This window comes from Neorhizobium sp. DAR64872/K0K18 (assembly GCF_050500175.1).
Taxonomy (GTDB): domain Bacteria; phylum Pseudomonadota; class Alphaproteobacteria; order Rhizobiales; family Rhizobiaceae; genus Neorhizobium; species Neorhizobium soli.
On sequence record NZ_CP191445.1, the window covers coordinates 173,779 to 193,873 of the forward strand.

The following is a 20,095-nucleotide window of genomic DNA, read 5'->3' on the forward strand; positions in this document are numbered from 1 at the left end:
GGGTATCGGCGGCCGGCCGGTGGTCTCGCATCCGGCCAGCCGCGTGTTTCGTCGTGCGCTGCCGTCAGCGTGTTTCGGTCATCCAGCCGAGGATGTTTTTCCAGAGCCTAGCGTAACCTTCCCATTCGCAGAAAGCCGGCGAAAGCCAATGAGGGCCGATGTCCGAAGTCCACGCCACGGTGCGGCCTTCGCCATGGGTGCCGGTCACCAGCAGCGGATGGCCGCCTTGGTCTTCGGGCAGGCGGGCGAGCACGTCCACATCGGCGCGGTCGCGCACCTCCACCTCGTTGACGCCCAGAAGCAGAGGCCATTCGCCGCTAAGGCCGGCCATCACCGGATGGTCGGGCTTGAGGACGACGGCGGTCGAACCCTCGGGTATTTCAACCCGATCGTCGTAGGGCAGGCAGGTGACGGGCAGCGTGTCCTCTACGGCCGTGCGGCGCCAGCGTGCCTTGCCGTCGATGCCCTGGAACGAGAAATATCCGCCGACCATCAGCAGTCCTCCGCCCTTTTCCACCCAGGCCTTGATGAGCTTCAGCCGGTTGGGCACGGTCTTGGAATGCAGCCATACGGCCGGCGGCAGCAGCAGCGAGTTGGCGCCGATATCCGAGAGGATGATCGCATCGTAGGCGTCGAGCCCGGCCATCTCGAAGGGGAATTTCTCGACCGCGTCATGGGCCGGCATATAGGTCAATTCGTACTCGCTGCCATCGAGCGCCTTGACCAGCGGCTCGGCGCCGAGGTGGAAGGTGACGCTGCCGAACTGGTCGAAGCCCTTGTAATGGGTGGCGGAGCTGATCCAGCTTTCGCCGACGAGAAGCACTTTCTTAGTCATGTCTTACCGGTCCTCGTGAGGAGTTGAAATATCGCTCTTGGTGGCGTCGGTTGCACCTTGAGCGAGGTGGAAGATGGCGGGTCCAGTGGCATCGGCTCAGTCGCGCGGATCGAGACGGTCGCGTAAACCATCGCCGAAGATGTTGAAGCCGAGCACAGTCAGGAAGATTGCAGCACCCGGAAACCAGGCGAGCCAGGTTGCCTGGTCGATAAAGCTGATCGCATCACGCAGCATGCTGCCCCAGGTCGGGGTCGGCGGCTGGACGCCAAGACCGAGGAAGGAAAGATAGGACTCCGTGATGATCGACGAGGCAAGCAGCAGCGATGCCTGGACCAGGACGGGCGACAGGGCATTGGGCAAAACGCTGCGGGTCATGATCGTCAGATTGCTAAAGCCGAGCGCCCGGTTCGCCTTCACGTAATCGAGGCTGGAGACCAACATGGTCTGGGCGCGGGTCACCCGGGCGATGGTCGGCGTGTTGATGACGGCGATCGCGATGATCGTGTTGGTAAGCGACGCGCCAAGCGCCGCTGTGATGCCGAGTGCCAGCAGGATGCCCGGAAAGGCCAGTAGAACGTCCATGCAGCGCATCATAACCGCATCTGTTCTGCCACCCAGGTAGCCAGCAACAAGGCCGATCGGCAGGCCGACAAAAACCGCGCCACCGACGCTGATCACGCCGACAAGCAGCGATACCCGTGCACCGGACAGGATACGCGACAGCACGTCGCGACCGAGATCGTCGGTACCGAGAAAATGATCGGCGGACGGTGGGGCAAGCGTCGCCATGAAATCGGCAGCGTCAGGCGCATAGGAGGACAAGACCGGTCCGAACACGGCAGCCAGGACAAGGATGCTGACCAGCGCCATGCCGAAGGCACTGCGGCTGTCTTCCACAAGACGGCGTATCAACGAGGGAGATGCGGGAGCTGTGGTCATGCACGTTTCCTCAGTCTGGGATCGAGCGTCGCGTAAAGAAGGTCGGTGGCAAGATTGATGAAGACGAAGAGTACGGCGGATGCCAGGATGGCACCTTGCACAACGGGATAGTCACGCGCGAAGATCGCATCGACCGTCAGCTTGCCGATGCCCGGCCAAGCGAACACCGTCTCCGTTACCACAACGCCGCCCATCAACTGGCCGAGCTGCAGGCCGACCAGCGTCGTTACCGGGATCAGGGCGTTGCGCAGCGCATGTTTCCAGACCACACGTCGAAAGGGCAGGCCCTTGGCGCGCGCCGTCCGGATATAGTCCGCATTCAGCACGTCCAGCATGGCGGCGCGGGTCATGCGCATGGTCGACGCGGCCATGGCGACACCGAGCGTGATCGCCGGCAGGGTGATGTGGCGTAAAGCGCCAACGGGATCTCCCCCGATAGGCACATAGCCGGAGGAGGGGAAAATCTGCAGACGGATCGACAGGAAGAGGACAAGCAGGATCGCCAGCCAGAAGCTTGGCAGCGAAAGGCCTGCCAGCGAAATCAGCGAGACGCTATAATCGGCGACGCTGTTGCGGCGTGCTGCGGAAATCACTCCGGCCGGAATGGCGATGACCAGCGAGATCAAAAGCGCCGCTAAGCCGAGCTGCATGGTCGGCACCATGGCGGTCATGACCATGCTGAGGACCGGTCGGCCCGACTGGATGGAACGACCGAGATCGCCGATCAGAAGATGCCCGAACCAGGAGATGAACCGGAGCGGCAAGGGCTCGTCTAGAGCAAATTTTGCGCGCAGCGCGGCGATCGCTTCCGGCGTGGCATCCATGCCGAGCATGGCGGTGATCGGATCTCCGGGGATCATCGCGAGCAGCGTGTAGGAGAGCACGCAGAGGCCGAAGAGGACCGGAATGACCGAGAGAACGCGGGTGACGATCAGCTTCATGTCAGATCTCCTCAACCTGTTGCGTTTGGCGGTCACGGGCGCGGCGATAGGCGGCCATGCGGGCAGAGGCGGATGTGCCCGGCAGGGTGTCTGGGAGCGTCTCGACCTGCGGAAGCGTCGTGGCGAAGAAACAGGCCGACAGGTGGGCCGCATCCACCGGCACGAGTGGCGGCTCCTCCTGCGTGCATCGGTCCTGCACATAGGGACAGCGCGCGGCGAACCGGCAACCGGCGATGCGGTTGGTCGGATCGGGTGGCTCGCCTGTCAGAAGCACATGCGATTTTCTCTGGATCTCGACGCGGGGTGCGGCGGCCAGAAGCGCCCGGGTATAGGGATGCTTGGGATTGTCGAAGAGTTCGCGGGTCGGCGCCTGCTCGACGATCCGGCCCGAATACATGACCGCGACATCGTGGGCCAGATGGCGAACGACGGCGAGATCGTGCGAGATGAAGATGAAGGCGACGCCGGTATCGCGCTGCAGGTCCTGCAGAAGGTTGACGACCTGCGCTTGCACGGAAACATCCAGCGCTGACACCGGCTCATCGCAGATAATCAGATCCGGCTGCACCGACAGCGCCCGGGCGATCGCGATGCGCTGCCTCTGGCCGCCGGAAAACTGGTGAGGGAAGCGGTCCAGCTGTTCAGCGGACAGACCGACCGCTTCCATCAGGGCGGCGGCGCGCTTCAATGCTTCCGGCCTGTCGCAAAGCCGATGCAGCAGCATGGGGCGGACCAGGACCTCGCGAATGCGTTCGCGAGGATCGAGCGATGCAAAGGGATCCTGAAAGACGACCTGAACCCGCCGACGAAAGCGGCGAAGGCCATTGCTGTCGAGAGCCATGGCATCCTCGCCGTCGAGACGGATGCTGCCGCTGTCGGGATCCTGAAGGCGCAGCAGCAGGGAGCCGACCGTGCTCTTGCCGCAGCCGGATTCACCGACGACCGCAAGCGTGCGGCCACGCTCGACCGAAATGCTGACAGTGTCGACCGCATAAAAGCGCTTGGGCTTTCCCCAGCCGGTGGAGACGGAAAACGATTTCACCAAATTTTCGGCGGCGAGCAGTGGCGTCATGCCAGGTCCTCCACGGGCGCGCGCCAGCAGGCGACATGGTGGTCGACGCCAATCTCGCGCAGTGGCGGGAGCTTGGCGCATTCGGGTGCCGCAAACGGACAGCGCGGCGCGAAACGGCAGCCGAGCTCCTCCTCCCAGGGCGGCGGCATGCGGCCGAGGATAGGCTCGAGGCGTTCCACCGTCGCGCCCAGATGCGGCATCGCTGCCAGGAGGGCGAGCGTATAAGGGTGCTGGGCATCGGTAAACAGAGAGGCGGCCGGCGCCCTTTCGACGATGCGGCCGGCATACATGACCGCCACGTCGTCGGCGATTTCCGAAACCACGCCAAGATTGTGGGTGATGAACAGGATGCCCATGCCGGAGCGCTCCCGAAGCTCCATCAGCAAGGCAAGGATCTGCGCCTGAATGGTCACGTCGAGCGCCGTCGTCGGCTCGTCGGCGATCAGCAGCGACGGTTCGCAGGCCAGCGCCATGGCGATCATCACGCGCTGGCGCATGCCGCCTGACAGCTCGTGTGGATAGGCATCGAGCCTGCGCTCGGCGGCAGGAATATGAACGCTCTGCAAAGCCGCGAGCGCTTTTTCCCGGGCTTCGGCAGCAGATACGTTCTGATGAAGTTGGACCGCCTCGGCAATCTGGTCCCCGATTGTAAAGACCGGATTGAGACTGGTCATCGGCTCCTGAAAGATCATCGCCATGCGGCTGCCGCGCAGCTTGAGCATGTGGCGTTCGGTGAGTGTCTTGAGATCGTTGCCTTCGAACAGCGCCTTCTCTGCCGTCATTTCCGAAATATCGTCCGACATGAGCCGCATCAGCGACATGGCGAAAACGCTCTTGCCGGATCCTGACTCTCCGACAACGCAAGTGATGCGGCCAGGGGCAATTTCCAGCGAAACATCCCTCACGATCCGAACTCGCTTGCCCGGCGGACCGAGGGCCACGGACATGCGATCGATGTCCAGAAGAAGGTTCTGTTCTGTTTGCGCCATCACGTCAGGCCTCCGTTTTGCAAAGGGCGGAGAGTTCGGCAGGGCTGGGCAGTGCGCGGAAGGCGCCGGGACGCGTGGCCGTGATGGATGCAGCAGATTGGGCATAGGCGATCGCCTTCTCCAACGAATGGCCGAGCGAGAGGGTCGCGCACAGCGCGCCGCAAAACGTGTCGCCGCAGCCGGTCGTGTCCCTGACCTTGACGGCAATCGCTTCGTGGTGCCGAGTGGTGCCGCTCGAGTGCACCAGACAGCCGTCGCCACCGAGCGTGATGATGGTGGTTTTTGCGCCTCGTTCGTGAAGCCTTGCGGCCGCAGCGATTGGATCATTCAGGCCACTGATGGCCTCGGCTTCACCACGGTTGATAACAAGAATATCGCAATGGGCAAGCAGCGGCGTGGCATCCCACCAGATCGGGGCCGGGTTGAAGACCGTATAGGCGCCGCGGTCGCGTGCGGCCTTGAACCCGGCAAGTGTCGTCTCCTGCGTCAGATTTCCCTGGGCAAGGAAGAGATCGCCTGCCTCAGTCTTGGCGGCGAAGCGGGACGCGGCTTCTTGAGAGAAGGCGGCGGCACAGGCGCCGGCGGTGACGATGCTGTTTTCGCCATCGGGCAAGACCATCAGGAGCGAAAAATCGCTTGAGCCTTCCGACCGCTGCGGTTCGAAGACCAGGTTTTGTTCGGCACCGAGGATTCGGATGATCTCCTCGCCCATGCCGTCATTGCCGATCGGGCCGGCAAAGCGCGTATCGGCCCCCGCGCGGGCGGCAACGACCGCCTGATTAAGGCCCTTGCCGCCAGGCGCACGCATGGCACCGTCGCCGAGCAGAGTTTCGCCCCGCTCGGGCAGGCGTGGCATCTGCAGGCTGATATCGAGCCCGGCATTGCCGAGTACAAGGACCTTAGCCACGCGCGGTCAGCTCCTTGCCTTCTTGACGGCCTGCATAAAGACGTTCAGGCGCTCGGGATCGACCGGGTTCCACCAGACGCCATCGCGTTTCAGGTAGCTTGCGACGATGACGGCGTCTGCGACCGAAAATATATCGCCGACATTGTCTGGCGTGACGCCGGAGCCGACGGCGACGGGAAGCGACGTGCCGCTATCGATGGTCTGGAGCTCTTCCATGGTGGCGGAATCGCCGGTGCGCTGGCCTGTGGCGATCGCTACGTCGGCGTCGAAGAATTCGTTGTCGCGGGCAAGTTCCTGGATGGTGCGGTCGCCGGTGATCGCATGGGCGCCGTGCTTGACGTGCACGTCGGCGAAGATCTTGATGTCGCGGGCGCGGAGGTACGCACGGTAGCGCGCAGCTTCGCCGGCAGGTCCGTCCATCAGGCCTTCGTTTGCGACATAGGCATTGGACCACTGGTTGACGCGCACGAAGGCGGCGCCAGCGGCCTTGGCGACGGCGATCGCCTGGATCGCGCCGTTGGCCAGAACATTGACGCCGACCGGGATGCCGGTTGCGCGACGCACCGCATCAGTCATGACAGCCATCGAAGCGGCGGTTTCCGGGCCGAGATTGTTCGGCTTGGCGAACGGGATGTCGCCGTGGTTCTCGACGATCAGTCCATCGACGCCGCCGGTCTTGTAACGCTCTGCCTCGGCAACGGCAAAATCGACAATCTCGGACATCGGCTGACCGTCATAATCCGGTGAGCCTGGAAGAGCGAGGGAATGGATCACGCCGATGACGGCCTTGCGGCGGCCGAAAATCTGCTCGATGGCATTTGGCTTCACGCGGAAGACCGGTTTTGCCTTTGGTGTATCACTCATCTGGTTGCCTTTTTGCTTTTGCAGTCTTTTGGCACCGTCGCGACGCAGCAGGGCGCGCGACGGTGTGTCGTGAAGTTAAAGGAGAGCGGGAGGGATCACTTCTGCAGCCACGCGTCTCCGAGGCGGAAGGCGGTGTCCGGGTAAGGGGTCCAGTGAAGCTTCTTGGTCGAGCCCTGCAGCGTCGAGTCAAAATGCAGGAACAGCATTCCGGCGTCGTCGGAAATCATCTGCTGTGCCTGCCTGTACATCGTAGCGCGTTCGGACTGGTCGGCGCTGACACGGGCCTTTTTCATCAGGCTGTCGACGTCATCATTGCTGTAGCCCGAGAAGTTGTTCGGACCGCCTTTGGTGAACCAGTTGTACATGTTGCCATCCGGGTCCGGGCGACCGGTCCAGGGCGACCAGGAGATATCAAAGTCCTTCTTCTGAAGGACCGAGATCAGGCTTGTCGCGTCAACCTGACGAACCGAGACCTTGAAGCCGGCTTCCTGCGCCTGCGCCTGGATGATCTGTGCGACGCGGAGCTGCAGGGGCGAGGCGACGACGGTGATCGCGAACGGCACACCGTCCGGATGGCCGGCCTCGGCTAGCAGTTGTTTGGCCTTTGCAACGTCACGCTTGTAGGGCTTGAAGTTCGGATCGAACGCCCAGGTGATCGGTGGTGGAACGGGGCCAAAGGCAGACGAACCCGTATTGAAGTAGGCCACCTTGTTCACGACGTCCTTGTCGACGGAATACAGCAGCGCCTGACGGACCTTCATATCGTTGAAGGGGGGCTTGGTATTGTTGATCGAGAAGGCATTGAAGCCGAGGCCCGGAATGTCGGCCACATTGACAGATGGATCGGTCTTGATCTGCGCCAGGCTCTGCGGCGGGACGATGTCGACCAGTTGGAGATCGCCACTTTTCAGGCCGGCCGTGCGCAGCGTTTCGTCAGGGATTGGTCGAATGATGACCTTGTCGAGGGGGGCACGTCCCTTGTGATAGCCGTCGAAGGCAGAGAGCACCATCTGACCGTTTTTGGTCCAGCTATCGAGCTTGAAAGGTCCGGCACCAACCCCCTTGGTCGCGAAATCAGGACCGAGTTTCTGCAGCGCGGTCGGCGAGACGAAAAGGCCCGCACGGTTCGTCATCACCAAGGGAAATTGCGCGTAGGGCTGAGAGAACTTGACGGTGAAAGCAAGCGGCCCCGTAACCTCAACCGATGCGATCGGGCCGAGATCCGAACGACGTGGCGAACCGGTCTTTTGGTCCAGCATGCGGTCGAGATTGAACTTCGCGGCTGCAGCGTCGTAAGGGGTTCCGTCCTGGAACGTCACGCCCGGCTTGATCTCGAACGTGTAGGTGAGGTCATCGACCTGTTTGTAACTGGCAATGCCCGGGACGACCTTGAGATCCGGCGTCATGGTCAGCAGGGGTTCGTAAATCAGGTATTGCTCGTAAAGCTCGAAATAGGAGGCGAAGAAGGCGGGATCCAGCGTCACGGGATCCGAGACGACGCCGATGTTCAGCGTGCCGCCTTTTTCGGGCGTCTGAGCGGAAGCTGCGACGGGCAAAAGAGACAGGGAGAGGGCTGCTAGGCCCAGAAACGAGCTGCGTATAGTCGTCAACGTCATGTTCCTTCTCTGGCGATTATTATTGTTGTCCTGTGTTCAGTATTCTTCGGGACGCACCTGTCCTGCGCCGGGAAGCCCGTCGGGACAGATGGATACGAATGTTGTGAGTATCGACGGCTGCCGAAACGGCACGGATAGCCGGCAGAGCCCCCGACCAAGCCGCGGGCTCCTGTGTTGCGATCAGCCTTTCGAGCTGTCAGGCTTTGATGAGCTTCACGTGGAAGCTGTAGCGTTCTGCGAGATAGTGCAGAACGACGTATTCCACTGGCTGCCTGTCGGGCATCCAGGAGGTTCGGTGGCAGATCAGCACGACCGCCGGCTGCCGGACGTTGAGGATGCGGGCCGTCATGGTGTCGGCCATTGCGGCTTCGATGCGTTCGTCGCCACCGGCGAAAACGATGTCGTCGCGCCGCAGTCTTTCGTAAAGCGAGCCGCTATCCAGTTCCTCGATCGTCGGAATACCCGACTTCTTGAACAGTTGCGGGCGCAGATATGTGATCGAGGTTGCAAGCGGCATGCCGTCCGCCAGCATCGTCCTGTCGATCTCCACCACGTCGTCGCCGGGCTGGAGTTGTAGCTCCAAAGCGATTGCCGCACTGGCGGACACGACCTTGACGGATCGTGTTCGATAGCCGGGTGTCAGACCGCGCCGACGCATGTCTTCCGAAAACGAGGAGATCTGGTTCAACGGACGCTCGACACGCGGTTCGATGACGATCGACCCGACGCCGGAGCGTCGCTTGATGAGACCTTCGGTTTCCAGATAGTCCAGAGCTGCCCGTGAGGTACTCCGGCTGACACCGAAGCGCTTGTTGATCTCCGCTTCCCCCGGCAGAACATCGCCAGGCTTGAAACTGCCGCTCTCGATGTCCGTCCGCAACCGGTCCGCAATCTGCGACCAGCGTGGTATCGGGCTTTCTTCAAGATCGGTATCATTCCAGCTCATGGCGATAGAGTATAACGTCATGACATTTCGTCAAGGCTATTTTTGAGCAATTTGCTGTGCGCTTAGTTTTTGGGCGAGTTGAGTATTATTGAACAGCGCTCGCCGATGGACGGTGCCGAGGTGGCCGTCGAAGTGCGGTCCCTCCAACGCGGTAAGTATGTTCGTGGTCGAGTGCTCCACCGCCTTGGAGCCCTCCATCTTGGGGTAAGGTCAAGTCGGGGCGGCAGGACGGCTCGTCAACATAAGCCGTCCCGTCGCAAACGGAGCGAGCGTTGCTCTTCCACCATCGCCAGCTTCCTCACATTCAAAAGCGCTGAACTCTGACATCATCGAACACCAACGCCGATCCATGGGAAAAGCCGAGGAGTTTATCGCAGCAGATATGCAGTTTCACACGCGCATCGCGCAGATCACCGGAAACCCGATCTTAATTGCAGTCAGTGAAGCGATGCTGGCATGGCTGATGACCTATTACACGGACGTGCTCATCTGGACCGGCAAGGAGAAATTCACGCTGGTTGAGCATGAAGAGCCTCCATCGACTGGCGGCTAAGGATGTTGGCGGTGCGGTCCTTACGCACCTTGGACGGTCGAGGGCATCGTACACGCGATAGCAAGACCATAAAGGGACGGATGTTCTGACGGCAGGTCGATGGTTCTCGTCCGTTCAACTTGAAGGCTCGGAAGCGGATGTCGCGATAGCGCTTCTCTGTGGTAAAGTTTGGTCACGGCTGAAATGGAATGGTTCGCCCAGGTTGGCGCGCCTGACCCTTGGTGTATGAAACGCCATGCACCTTGACGCCATCGACGTTCAACAGAGTTATGATCCCTCCCTTGTTAGACAAAGCGGCTGGTGACTTGATCTCGATGCTCATGGTCGCGCCAGCAGCGATCGTGCCGGACAGCGTCATCGTATTCTTCTGCTTATCCTTGATCATCCATCCATCGAGCTGAACGGCAACGTCGGCCGTATTCAGTAGGGTGACGGTCTCGCGTTCGGGGGTGCGCACGTCGTTGACAAGTGCTGCGATGATCCGCACCAGTCCATCAGGAACGTCAAACGGCGGAATTCGGTCGCGATCTACCGGCGTATGTGGCTCACCATCGTGATCTGGATTGGCCGGGACGATCGGATCGGCGCTATCGTCGTCGGAATGCCAAGCTTGCGTCTGAAACTTGAGGAAGATCGCCACCCACTGGTTTTCGTTCGGGAATTCGAAAATCAGCGCACCATCTTGGAATCTGCCGTTGTCGCTCGCGAATTTACCGGGCGGGTTACCCTGGTTCATATGGATATCATGAATGCCGCGACCTGGCTTGAAACCGAAATACTTGTCCGCTTTGTCGGGTTCTGGACCCCAGGTTTCGCCAAATGCATAGATCCAAGACTCTTCATCGGACATGGCGCGCTGCACATAAGCGTCGATCTTTTCGTTCAGGTCGTTGTCTGGCCCTGTGGCTGAAAGCGGCAAGGGCTTTAGCTCCCAAGGCTGCATGAGATTGCTCCGAATGAAGTCGAGAGCGATGCCATCTGGAACGCTTGCTGCGCGGTGAAGCCCCTCGGACAACGCCGCAATCTTTTCCGTGATCGGATGCTCAAAGGCCGAGCGGACCAAGAACTGTACTTCGCTCCCGTCCTGTGATCTGACATTGATCGCAATGCGATGCATGGTTCCGTTTTCGGATACCAAAACCTGATAGTGGGGATTTGCGCCTGTTGCGAGGCGGTTGTTCGTCGGACGTCCCTTCAGGACGGCGTAGTTTTTCAGCGGCATGTCAGGGCTCCCACAGTTAGAATTCATCGAATAGCAGTGTCGTGACAATTGCAGGTTGGTTGATCGGCTTGAGAACGACAGTTTCTGTAAAGTCTGACGTCCTCCGTTTGCGAGTGGATCAGTCAAAATGACAGGGCAAGCCAACGCGCCGCGTGCCTGCGGCAGTTTAGCCTAAAGCTTTGGCGCCGCCCGCCTCACGGCTTTTGCTGCGAACGAAATCTCGCCTGTGGCCGAGACCGTAAATCGATACGCCTCGTTCATAAGTTTCTTGCCTGAGTGAGTGAAAGCGAGCACCCGCTCACCATCTGTCCTAACGTGAGAGATACCGAAATTGGTTCGCTCAAAAGCGAACACCTTCCTCGCGGCATCCTTGGGGTCATTCACAGAGCCAAGGACCTTGAAAAAAGCCGCGAGCTCAGTGCAGAATATGATGGAAGGTGTTGTTCGCCCGGCTTTTCCAAGAGCTGCTATAAGAGTGGCGCGTGGGTGAATGTATTCCTTAGCTTCGCTCTCGTCTCCTGACGAAATCAACGACACGACCGGAGAGACCTCCTTGAGAAACTCCATGTCGAAGTCGGCGGACCCATGGTGAGGCGCCTTCAGGATTTCCGCGCGGACGGCTGCACCGGGTAGCGCCTCTCGCAACCGTTGCCCGGCCTCCTGGTTCATGTCGCCGGTAAAAAGAAACCGAACGTTGCCGTAGCGGAGACGGAAGTTGATCGAATGTCCGTTGATCGTATGAGACGCGGAGGGAGAGCCAACCTTGGCGGCGACAGTCCCTAACATGAGATTTGCATCGTCCGGTGGTTCACCCAAAAACCGCAAGCCGACATCCTTGTCGATAATATCGGTAATGGGGCCAAGAAGCTCCACCGAGATATTGTCGGCGGCGAGAAAGTCGAAGGCACCTACACTTGTGTGATCAAGACGCCGCTTCTCAATCGGCTTCCCGGTTGCGCGTTCGACGCGTGATCCCCACGCTTCGAGGGTCTCGACCCAAGTGTTGAACTTCCCGTTTCTGTCAACTTCCGGGACGGTAGCTTGATCGTCCACGAGGTCGACAATGAATACCCTTCCATCTGCCTCTACGGTCCTGCCGAACATCTCGGTTTCTTTTCGGCGTTCGCCGGTAAGCTTCTTCAGCGGGCGTTTCACGATGCCATTGTGAAAAATCCGCTTCGGGGCGACAAATATCCGCTTTTGAGGTCTCGTATCGGTTTCCGACTTTCGCAGTTCGGTAAGGCCATCAAAATGGTCGGCGTCACCGTGCGTGATGAGAATGAGATCGACAATCAGTGGATCGTCATCGCTTGTTTTCGGAAATCGCGCATTGGCATGCCGAGCAAAGAGCTGGTTGTCGCCGCCGTCGATGAAGATCACTTTACCGCTCGGCGTTTCGATGATCAGGCCATCGCCTTGCTGGACGTCGACCATCGACAGACGGAGCAATGCATCCGACCGAAGTCGAGCCCGCCCATCGATAAATCCTCGGTCTACAACTCCCCGGAGACCGACGATCTCAACCTCTTTTTTGCCCTCTGGCTCAGACAGGACATTGCAGCCATCACCCCAGTAGTACTGGGCTTCCGAACCGTCGGGTCGCCGAAGATTTACGATGTCGTCATCAAGATATTGCATCAAAACTCCTCCACAGAGAACGATCAGAAACAAAAGTTTAGATTAGTATTCTATCGAGTCAACTAGAGTCTAAGATTAAAATCGGCCAAAAGCAGTCATCAATTATTCATAAGGTTCAAGAATATTGTATTTATCAATGCCATGTGAAAAGAGTGACTGAACTCCGTCAAAGATGCGAAGCATAGGCCTTTAGTGCTGATCGCAGCGGTTTGCGCTTGCCTTGTTGGGTGGCGGATCGCGCACCATGCTCTCTCGGTGTCCTGCTGAGGCGGGCAGTCAGCCAGGAGCATCAGTGTTATGTAAAGCAGCCGCGTGACGGCTGACGGCTCCTAAACCGATCGACCGTGTCTCGAATGGACGCGATCCAAGCCTGCCTCGATCTGGCAATCCTGTGCGACAGATAGCAAGCTGAGGCTGTAGGAATGCTCCGGACGAAGACGCTCGCCAAGATTCGCAATGTCGACGAAAAAGTCGAGCAGCGCGTCAGCTGGCCCAGTCACGTCGCGGTCGACGGTGGCCATACATTTGTCATTTCACTCCATACCCATGTTGACTTATAAGCACTTTTCCGTGGTATAAAGCTTACAACATAAGTAGGTGGAGGCGTATGTTAGTCATTCTTGCGGACGACCTGACCGGTGCGCTCGACTCGGCGGCGCCTTTTGCCGGGCGAGGTATTCGCACCGACGTGGCGCTCAACCTTGATTCAATTACTAGGATCGTCGCCGATCGCCCCGACGTTCTGTCCATCAACCTCAACACCCGCGAAACAAGTGCCGGCGAAGCACGTGCCGCCACGGCTGCGACAATCGCCTTGCTGCCGCCGGGAATGCGGCTGTTCAAGAAGGTCGATTCCCGCCTCAAGGGGAATATCGTTGCCGAACTGGACGCCATCCCTTTCACCCATGCCCTCGTTGCGCCCGGGATACCAGAGTTCGGTCGGGTCGTTGCGAACGGATGTGTCACAGGCTTCGGTATCGACGCTCCGATCGTGATCGCCGACAGGCTCGGTGCGCACACAGCTCGTGCCCATATCCCTGACGCTAGCTCAGCCGCCGACATGGACGTTGCGCTCGACGTCGCTGAACACAACGGGACCGATCTGCTGATCGGCGCTCGCGGTCTTGCAGAAGCGCTCGCCCGTCGCATGACGAACAAGGTCGATGCGCAGGCAGCGACCATCCCGTCCGGTCCGATCACATTTGTCATCGGATCGCGCGATCCGATCACGCTTGCGCAGATCGATGCCCTGCGCAACGGCCACAGCCTGACATATCTGCCTGCGCCGAACGGCCGGCTGGACGCGGAAAGTGGGACAAGACCTGATCTGACGCTGGTGCACGCGACGCCGGGTGAGGAAAAGGTCGATGCGCAGCTTGTGGCGGAAGCTCTGGCTGACGGCGTGCACGAGAACCTTGCCGGTTACGACGGAACGCTGCTTCTCTCCGGTGGAGCGACGGCCGAGGCGGTGCTGCGTCGGCTGGGCCTGTCGAGGCTGCGTCTGCATGGCGAATGCCTGCCGGGTCTTGGTCTTGCGTCGGCACAAGGGCGCTGCATTATTGCAAAATCGGGTGGCTTCGGTCATCCCCATACGTTGAAGCAAATTGCAGACATGGTCCTGCGAAAGGCAGGTTGACGATGGGACTGGAAACGGGAACCGCCCGCAAGGGCCTTGCGGATATCGTGTTCGAGCGGATGCTGCGCGCAATCAAGTCCGGTGCCTACAAGCCCGACGAGCGCCTGCCGACGGAACACGATCTGGCCGCCGAATTCGAGGTTTCCCGACCCGTCATCCGCGAAGCGCTGAAACGCCTGCGCGACCAGAGCCTGATCTATTCGCGGCGTGGTGCCGGCAGTTTCGTCCGCTCGGTCGGGCTTCGCAATCCGCTCGGTTTCGGCCAGCTGGAAAACGTAGCCGACCTTCTCAACTGTTACGAGTTTCGCCTGACGATGGAGCCGGCTGCCGCCGCTGCCGCTGCCGCCCGTCACGATGCCGACAGTCTGAAGGCGATCCGCCAGGCGCTGGAACTGCTGCGCGATGCCACGAACCGCCAGTCACACCGCGAGGATGCCGACTTTCAGTTCCACCTCGCCATCGCCCGCGCCGCGCAGAACAATTATTTTACCACCGCCATGGAGGCCCTGAAGGATCATATTGCCGTCGGCATGAAATTCCACGGCGCCTCGATCAAGCGCGAAGCGTCCGGCCTGTCGCGCGTGTTTGGCGAGCATGAGGCCATTGCAACAGCGATCGCCAACAGCAATGAGGAAGAAGCGCGCCGTCTGATGTTCGAGCATCTGAAGGGGTCGCGGGAGAGGCTCTTTCAGTCGTCGCATCTGTAGGCTCGATCTTGAGGATCGCGAGCGATTTGACTTCGGTATAGTACGCAAAAGGCGGTGCTTGGCGGCACCGCCTTTTTCACTGGAGCGAGGTTCTCAGAAGCTCGCGCGATAGATCGCCAGAACGTCATCCACGCTCATATCGGCCGGGTTGTTGTCCATGAGGCGACGGATGGCATGCGCATCTGCGGCAAAGCGCGGAAGATCGGCTTCGGTCGCGCCATGTTTTGCCAATGACATCTCGATGCCGAGATCAGCACAGAAGCCATAGGCCTGCGCGGACAGGTCGGCCTGCGAGAGATTTTGGCCTAGCCCCAGCGCCTGTGCTACTTCCGCAGTCTTGTCCTTTGCCACTGGCGCGTTGAACGCCAAGACGTGGGGAAACACGATGGCATTGGCCAGTCCATGCGGCAGATGCAGCAGCGTGCCGAGCGGATAGGCGATGGCATGGCCTGCCGCGGTATTGACAGGCCCGAGGCAGATGCCGCCGTAATAGGACGCCAGCATCAGCCCTTCGCGGGCCTCACGATCTGCGCCGTCCTTGACCGCGCGGCCCAAGAACTTGCCGACGAGGTGAATGCCCATGCGCGCAAAACCGTCGATCATCGGATGCGAACGCTTGCTGGTGAAGGCCTCGACGCAATGCGCCATCGCATCGACTCCGGTTGCAGCGGTGACCGCCGGCGGAACCGAGTAGGTGAGTTCCGGGTCTAGCACTGCAAGATCGGCGATCAGGTGAGGGGATTCGACGGCAATCTTCGCGCCCTTTACGGGATCGGTGATCAGCGAGCGGATGCCGGCTTCGGAGCCTGTTCCAGCCGTGGTGGCAACCTGCGCCAGGCGCGTGCTGCGCCCCGCCACTTTGTTGGGTCCTGCGACATCGGACAGGGTCTGCTCGCTATCCCAAAGGGCCGCGACAAGCTTGGCGACGTCCATGACGGAACCGCCGCCGAGGCCGACGACGAGATCCGGCTTTGCGGCGCGCGCTGCCGCCAGTGCGGCATCAAGCGTTTCGATCTCCGGCTCGCCTGGAATGGCGTCGAACAGGGTAACCTTGCCCGGCAGTTTCAGTCGGTCGATGAAGCCGGCTGTAATCGGTGTTGCGATTACCAGCGTGGAGGAAACCGCTCCAGCCCAGATGCTGACCTCGCCGACGCTACCGGCGCCGATGACAAGTCGTTTTGGTTGATGCAAGACGATTAATGGAGCGCTGCTCATGTCTGCTCTCCCTTGCCGCCGGCTACCAGTTTGCGGGCATAGGCGATGGCCGACAGCATGTTGCCGTGGTTGGCGATGCCCTTGCCGGCGATGTCAAAGGCTGTGCCGTGGTCGACGGACGTGCGGTCGATGGTAAGATCGACGGAGACGTTTACGGCCGTATCGAAAGCGACGAGCTTGATCGGGATATGGCCCTGATCGTGGTATTGCGCGACGACCAAGTCGAAGCCGCCGGAATAGGCACGGTGGAACACGGTGTCTGCCGAGATCGGGCCATAGGCGTCGATGCCTTCGGCGCGGGCGGCAGCCACGGCCGGCGCGATCTGGTCGTCATCCTCGGTGCCGAACAGGCCGTTTTCACCGCAGTGCGGATTGATACCCGCGACCGCGATGCGTGGACGCTCGTAACCGGTGCGCTTCAGGTGATTGTTGCCGGCCTTGATGGTGGCCAGCACCCGTTCCGTGGTTGCGCGGCGGATCGCTTCCTGCAGCGAAACATGGGTGGAAACGTGGATGACCTTCAGCTTTTCCGAAGCGAGCAGCATATAGGCGGCTGCCGATTTCGTCAGGCTGCGCAGCATGCCGGTATGGCCGTCGTAATGATGGCCGGCAAGGTTGAGGGCTTCCTTGTTGATTGGGGCGGTCACGATGCAGCCGATCACGCCGGCTTCGGAATCGCGCACGGCCTTTTCGATAAAGCGGAATGCCGCATCTCCGGCGACCGGTGAAAGCTGGCCCCAGGGTAGCGGTGCCCCTTCGATCGGCAGGTCAACGACATAGGCCGCAAGATCGATCTCGACGTTCAGCGCCTTGCGGGCGGCTTCCAGCGTCGGCAGGTTTCCATAGATGCGCGTGACCGCACGATCCGCGTCGCTCATTTCGGCCAGCGCCCGCACCGTGATTTCAGGTCCGACGCCGCAGGGGTCACCCATGGTGATGCCGATGATATTGCTCATGCTTGTTCTCCCGCTGCTGAACTGGCCCAGCCTGGCGCCAGACGAACGTATTTGATGGCGCGCCTGTAATAGGTGTAGGCGACATGAAGACTACCGTCGTTACCCTCAAGCAGCGACGGATAGGACATTTCCTTGTTGTGACCGTCGACCGAATTATTCGACAGGCAGGTGCCGGGACCATCCTCGATGATGATCCGCTGCGTGAAGCTTTTTGCTCCGTCGTCGGAAATGCAGACGGCAACCGGCGCACGGGGCACACCCCAGATCGGCACGCACCCACCATCCGGATTGGCATCCGGTCGGTCGTCGTCTTCACCCAGCTCGTCGTAGAGCGAGGCACGGCGGTCTGCGGACATGTCCGCATTGGTCGGGTTGCAGATCATCGCGATACGGCCATCCTGCAGGCGGGTTGCGGCGATCGATGAATTGTTGTTGGGAACGTCGGTCGCTTCGGGCGCGGACCATGTACGCCCGCCGTCGGCACTCTCGGCGCGAAAGACGAAATCGGCCTGCCTGCGGCGGAACACGGCGGCGTATTTGTTGTCTCCGATGGACACCGGGCTCATATGGACGCAGCCGGTCGACTGCTCGAGATCGTCCAGACGCCAGGTTTTGCCGTGATCTTCGGAAATGCCGAGGGCTGCGCGATCATGGCTGCCGTTCCATTTCTGGCCGGGACGCTGGATGCAGCGGAAGATCGGCAATAGCCAGGCTCCATCGTCGCGAACGGTCAGCGGTGCTCGAACGAAGCAGCCGCGCGGCAAATCGAGATAGCGTCCATCGCTGACCGTTAGTTTGGTCGCGTCACCGGCATCGCGATTTACCTCCGCCATGCGGATACGGCATTCGTCCTGATTGCCCGAAGGCTGAGACGTGTGGAACAGGAGCAGGCCGCCTTCAGGTGCCGCAAACAGAACCGGGTTCTGTTCGGAATGGGCGGGGTCGAAACTCAACCGCTGCGGCTCGCCCCATGTGTCAGACCCCGGCGCCAGAACGGAAGCAAAGATCGAGATATCCGACTTGCCTTCCAGCGTGCCGCCGAACCAGGCGCAGATCAGCGCGCCGTCTTCGGCAAGGTGCAGGAACGAGGCGTGGTTCTGGATCATCGGTGAAGCCAGTGTGGCCTCGTGTCGTCCATTTCCGACGGCTTTCACCGTGCCGGTCATGACGGTTGCAATCTGTTCAGGCGTCATCGGCGTCTCCTCTGGCCACCGTGAAAATCACCAAAATAACAAAGTTGTCAAGTTTGAAGGACGTTGAAATTTGAAGATTGAGGCCAGTTCTTCAGCCTCATCATCATGATAATAAATGGATTTATCCTCACGAAAGTTTGTCCAAATCCTATAGCGGAATAATTAATTTGACAAACTTGGTCAGACATCAGATGGTCTGCGTCAGCCCGCTTATGGCGACGAAACGGACGGAGGCATCCCGACCGACGCACAGGGCCACACGGAGGAATGCCTGAAGCGCACAGTCGGGAGACCATCGCAAGATGAGCACTGACCAGTGCGATCCGCAGCTAGAGGGAGGAGAATGACATGAAAACTTCGCATCTATTTGGAGCCTTTCTGTGCTCTGTCCTTGCACTTGGTACCGGTTTTTCTCCGGCGCAGGCTGCGTCGAGCGACATCAAAATCGTCTTGCCTGAGGAAGCCGACCTGCTTGAGCCCTGCATGGCGACGCGCTCCAATATCGGCCGCGTCATCATGGAGAATGTCAGCGAAACGCTGACCGAGCTCGATGTGCGCGGCAAGCAGGGCGTGATGCCGCGACTTGCTGAAAAGTGGGAGCAGACCGGCGACGGCACCTGGCGCTTCCATCTCCGCCAGGGCGTGACATTCTCCGACGGCAAAGCCTTCGGCGCCAAGGACGTCAAATACAGCTTCGATCGTATTTTCAGCGACAAGAACATCTGCGAATCCCGCCGTTACTTCGGCGGCATGAAGTTCGACGTGAAGATCGTCGACGACACCACCATCGATTTCAAGGTCGATCCGGTTCAGCCGATCCTGCCGCTGTTGCTCTCGCTCGTCACCATCGTTCCCGAGGGCACGCCTCTGGAATTCATCCGCGAGCCCGTCGGCACCGGCCCGTACAAACTGTCCAACTGGACGCCGGGCCAGCAGATCGTGCTCGACGCGCGTGACAATTACTGGGGCAAGAAGCCCGCCGTTACCAAGGCAACCTATCTCTTCCGTTCCGATCCGGCCGTGCGCGCCGCCATGGTTCAGACCGGCGAAGCCGACCTTGCTCCATCGATCTCGCAGGTTGAAGCGACCAACGAGAAGACGGACTTCTCCTATCTCGACAGCGAAACCGTCTATCTTCGCATCGATGGCAATATCGCGCCGCTCAATGATGTCCGCGTCCGCAAGGCGCTGAACCTCGCCATCGACCGGGAGGCCTTTATCGGCACACTAGTGCCGCAGGACGCGGTTCTCGCAACGGCGCTTGTGCCGCCGACGACACTCGGCTGGAACCCGGATGTGAAAGTTTTCCCGTATGATCCGGACGAGGCGAAGAAGCTGCTCGATGAGGCAAAAGCTGACGGTGTTGCAGTCGACACGCCGATCACCGTCGTCGCGCGGACGGCCAATTTCCCGAACGTGACGGAAATCATGGAAGCCATCCAGGCTCAGTTGCAGGATGTCGGCTTCAAGATCGACCTCCGGTTTGTCGAAGTAGCCGAGCACGAGGTTTACTACTCGAAGCCGTTCAAGGAAGGTCGCGGTCCGCAGATCGTTGCCGCCATGCACGACAATTCCAAGGGTGATCCGTCCTTCACCATGTTCTTCAAATACGACTCGAAGGGCACCCAGTCGGGTTATTCCGATCCGAAGGTCGATGACCTCGTGTCCCGCGCCTCCGCTGCCACTGGTGATGAACGTGCAAAGTTGTGGTCGGAGCTGATCGCCTACGTCCACGACGATCTCGTCGCTGACGTTCTGCTCTTCCACATGGTTGGTTATTCCCGCGTGTCCGAACGTCTCGATTTCAAGCCAAGCATTGCTACCAACTCGATGCTGCAGCTCTCCGAGATCGGCATCAAGAACTAA

The 20,095-nt window shown here is 60.1% G+C and carries 17 protein-coding genes and 1 pseudogene; 4 read left to right on the plus strand and 14 right to left on the minus strand.

The window, feature by feature from the left end; all coding sequences use genetic code 11:
- Positions 1–64: 64 nt before the first annotated feature.
- The 9 genes from ACQY1P_RS00820 to ACQY1P_RS00860 form a co-directional block, all read right to left on the minus strand.
- The gene (locus tag ACQY1P_RS00820; RefSeq protein WP_113111371.1) at positions 65–835 is read right to left on the minus strand and encodes a glutamine amidotransferase; all 771 of its coding nucleotides are present in this window, start codon (positions 833–835) and stop codon (positions 65–67) included.
- A 96-nt stretch (positions 836–931) separates the two neighbouring features.
- Entirely contained in the window at positions 932–1,774 is an 843-nt protein-coding gene (locus tag ACQY1P_RS00825; RefSeq protein WP_430253465.1) for an ABC transporter permease, read from the minus strand.
- Positions 1,771–2,715 (minus strand): ABC transporter permease, encoded by a 945-nt coding sequence (locus ACQY1P_RS00830; protein ID WP_430253467.1) that lies wholly within the window; start codon positions 2,713–2,715, stop codon positions 1,771–1,773. The genes ACQY1P_RS00825 and ACQY1P_RS00830 overlap by 4 nt, the downstream gene beginning before the upstream one ends.
- A gap of 1 nt (position 2,716) precedes the next feature.
- The gene (locus ACQY1P_RS00835) at positions 2,717–3,787 is read right to left on the minus strand and encodes an ABC transporter ATP-binding protein (protein WP_430253469.1); all 1,071 of its coding nucleotides are present in this window, start codon (positions 3,785–3,787) and stop codon (positions 2,717–2,719) included.
- On the minus strand, positions 3,784–4,776 hold the full coding sequence (locus ACQY1P_RS00840) for an ABC transporter ATP-binding protein (protein ID WP_430253471.1): 993 nt from the start codon (positions 4,774–4,776) through the stop codon (positions 3,784–3,786). Before ACQY1P_RS00840 ends, ACQY1P_RS00835 begins: the two co-directional genes overlap by 4 nt.
- Before the next feature lie 4 nt (positions 4,777–4,780).
- Positions 4,781–5,683: a ribokinase gene (locus ACQY1P_RS00845; RefSeq protein ID WP_430253473.1), complete on the minus strand. Its 903-nt coding sequence runs from the start codon at positions 5,681–5,683 to the stop codon at positions 4,781–4,783.
- 6 nt (positions 5,684–5,689) lie between these two features.
- Positions 5,690–6,547, minus strand: coding sequence for a BtpA/SgcQ family protein (locus tag ACQY1P_RS00850; protein WP_174197800.1), 858 nt, complete (start codon positions 6,545–6,547; stop codon positions 5,690–5,692).
- Between the two features lie 95 nt (positions 6,548–6,642).
- The gene (locus tag ACQY1P_RS00855; protein WP_430253475.1) at positions 6,643–8,163 is read right to left on the minus strand and encodes an ABC transporter substrate-binding protein; all 1,521 of its coding nucleotides are present in this window, start codon (positions 8,161–8,163) and stop codon (positions 6,643–6,645) included.
- Positions 8,164–8,359: 196 nt separating this feature from the next.
- Positions 8,360–9,130, minus strand: a complete 771-nt coding sequence (locus ACQY1P_RS00860; protein WP_192087449.1) for a GntR family transcriptional regulator — start codon at positions 9,128–9,130, stop codon at positions 8,360–8,362.
- Between the two features lie 301 nt (positions 9,131–9,431).
- Between ACQY1P_RS00860 and ACQY1P_RS00865 the strand changes: the two are divergent.
- Positions 9,432–9,723 (plus strand): annotated as a pseudogene (locus ACQY1P_RS00865) (FCD domain-containing protein); the annotation flags it as partial.
- Between the two features lie 111 nt (positions 9,724–9,834).
- On the opposite strand, the gene ACQY1P_RS00870 reads toward ACQY1P_RS00865, so the two are convergent.
- Both ACQY1P_RS00870 and ACQY1P_RS00875 read right to left on the minus strand, forming a co-directional pair.
- Complete coding sequence (locus ACQY1P_RS00870) at positions 9,835–10,884, minus strand: DUF2278 family protein (RefSeq protein WP_430253477.1); 1,050 nt, start codon at positions 10,882–10,884, stop codon at positions 9,835–9,837.
- Positions 10,885–11,055: 171 nt separating this feature from the next.
- Positions 11,056–12,522 carry a ComEC/Rec2 family competence protein gene (locus ACQY1P_RS00875; RefSeq protein ID WP_430253479.1) on the minus strand — a complete coding sequence of 489 codons (1,467 nt, stop codon included), beginning with the start codon at positions 12,520–12,522 and terminating at the stop codon, positions 11,056–11,058.
- 607 nt (positions 12,523–13,129) lie between these two features.
- Between ACQY1P_RS00875 and ACQY1P_RS00880 the strand changes: the two genes are divergently transcribed.
- Together ACQY1P_RS00880 and ACQY1P_RS00885 are read left to right on the plus strand one after the other, a co-directional pair.
- Positions 13,130–14,158, plus strand: coding sequence for a four-carbon acid sugar kinase family protein (locus ACQY1P_RS00880; protein WP_430253481.1), 1,029 nt, complete (start codon positions 13,130–13,132; stop codon positions 14,156–14,158).
- Between the two features lie 2 nt (positions 14,159–14,160).
- The gene (locus tag ACQY1P_RS00885; RefSeq protein ID WP_113111381.1) at positions 14,161–14,865 is read left to right on the plus strand and encodes a FadR/GntR family transcriptional regulator; all 705 of its coding nucleotides are present in this window, start codon (positions 14,161–14,163) and stop codon (positions 14,863–14,865) included.
- 93 nt (positions 14,866–14,958) lie between these two features.
- Here ACQY1P_RS00885 and ACQY1P_RS00890 read toward each other — a convergent pair whose 3' ends face one another.
- The 3 genes from ACQY1P_RS00890 to ACQY1P_RS00900 are packed head-to-tail and all read right to left on the minus strand — an operon-like array spanning position 14,959 to position 18,229.
- Positions 14,959–16,080: an iron-containing alcohol dehydrogenase gene (locus ACQY1P_RS00890; RefSeq protein ID WP_430253483.1), complete on the minus strand. Its 1,122-nt coding sequence runs from the start codon at positions 16,078–16,080 to the stop codon at positions 14,959–14,961.
- Complete coding sequence (gene pdxA, locus ACQY1P_RS00895; protein ID WP_062459984.1) at positions 16,077–17,036, minus strand: 4-hydroxythreonine-4-phosphate dehydrogenase PdxA; 960 nt, start codon at positions 17,034–17,036, stop codon at positions 16,077–16,079. Before pdxA ends, ACQY1P_RS00890 begins: the two co-directional genes overlap by 4 nt.
- On the minus strand, positions 17,033–18,229 hold the full coding sequence (locus ACQY1P_RS00900) for a sialidase family protein (protein WP_430253485.1): 1,197 nt from the start codon (positions 18,227–18,229) through the stop codon (positions 17,033–17,035). The genes pdxA and ACQY1P_RS00900 overlap by 4 nt, the downstream gene beginning before the upstream one ends.
- 348 nt (positions 18,230–18,577) lie before the next feature.
- On the opposite strand from ACQY1P_RS00900, the gene ACQY1P_RS00905 reads away from it, so the two are divergent.
- On the plus strand, positions 18,578–20,095 hold the full coding sequence (locus tag ACQY1P_RS00905; RefSeq protein WP_430253487.1) for an ABC transporter substrate-binding protein: 1,518 nt from the start codon (positions 18,578–18,580) through the stop codon (positions 20,093–20,095).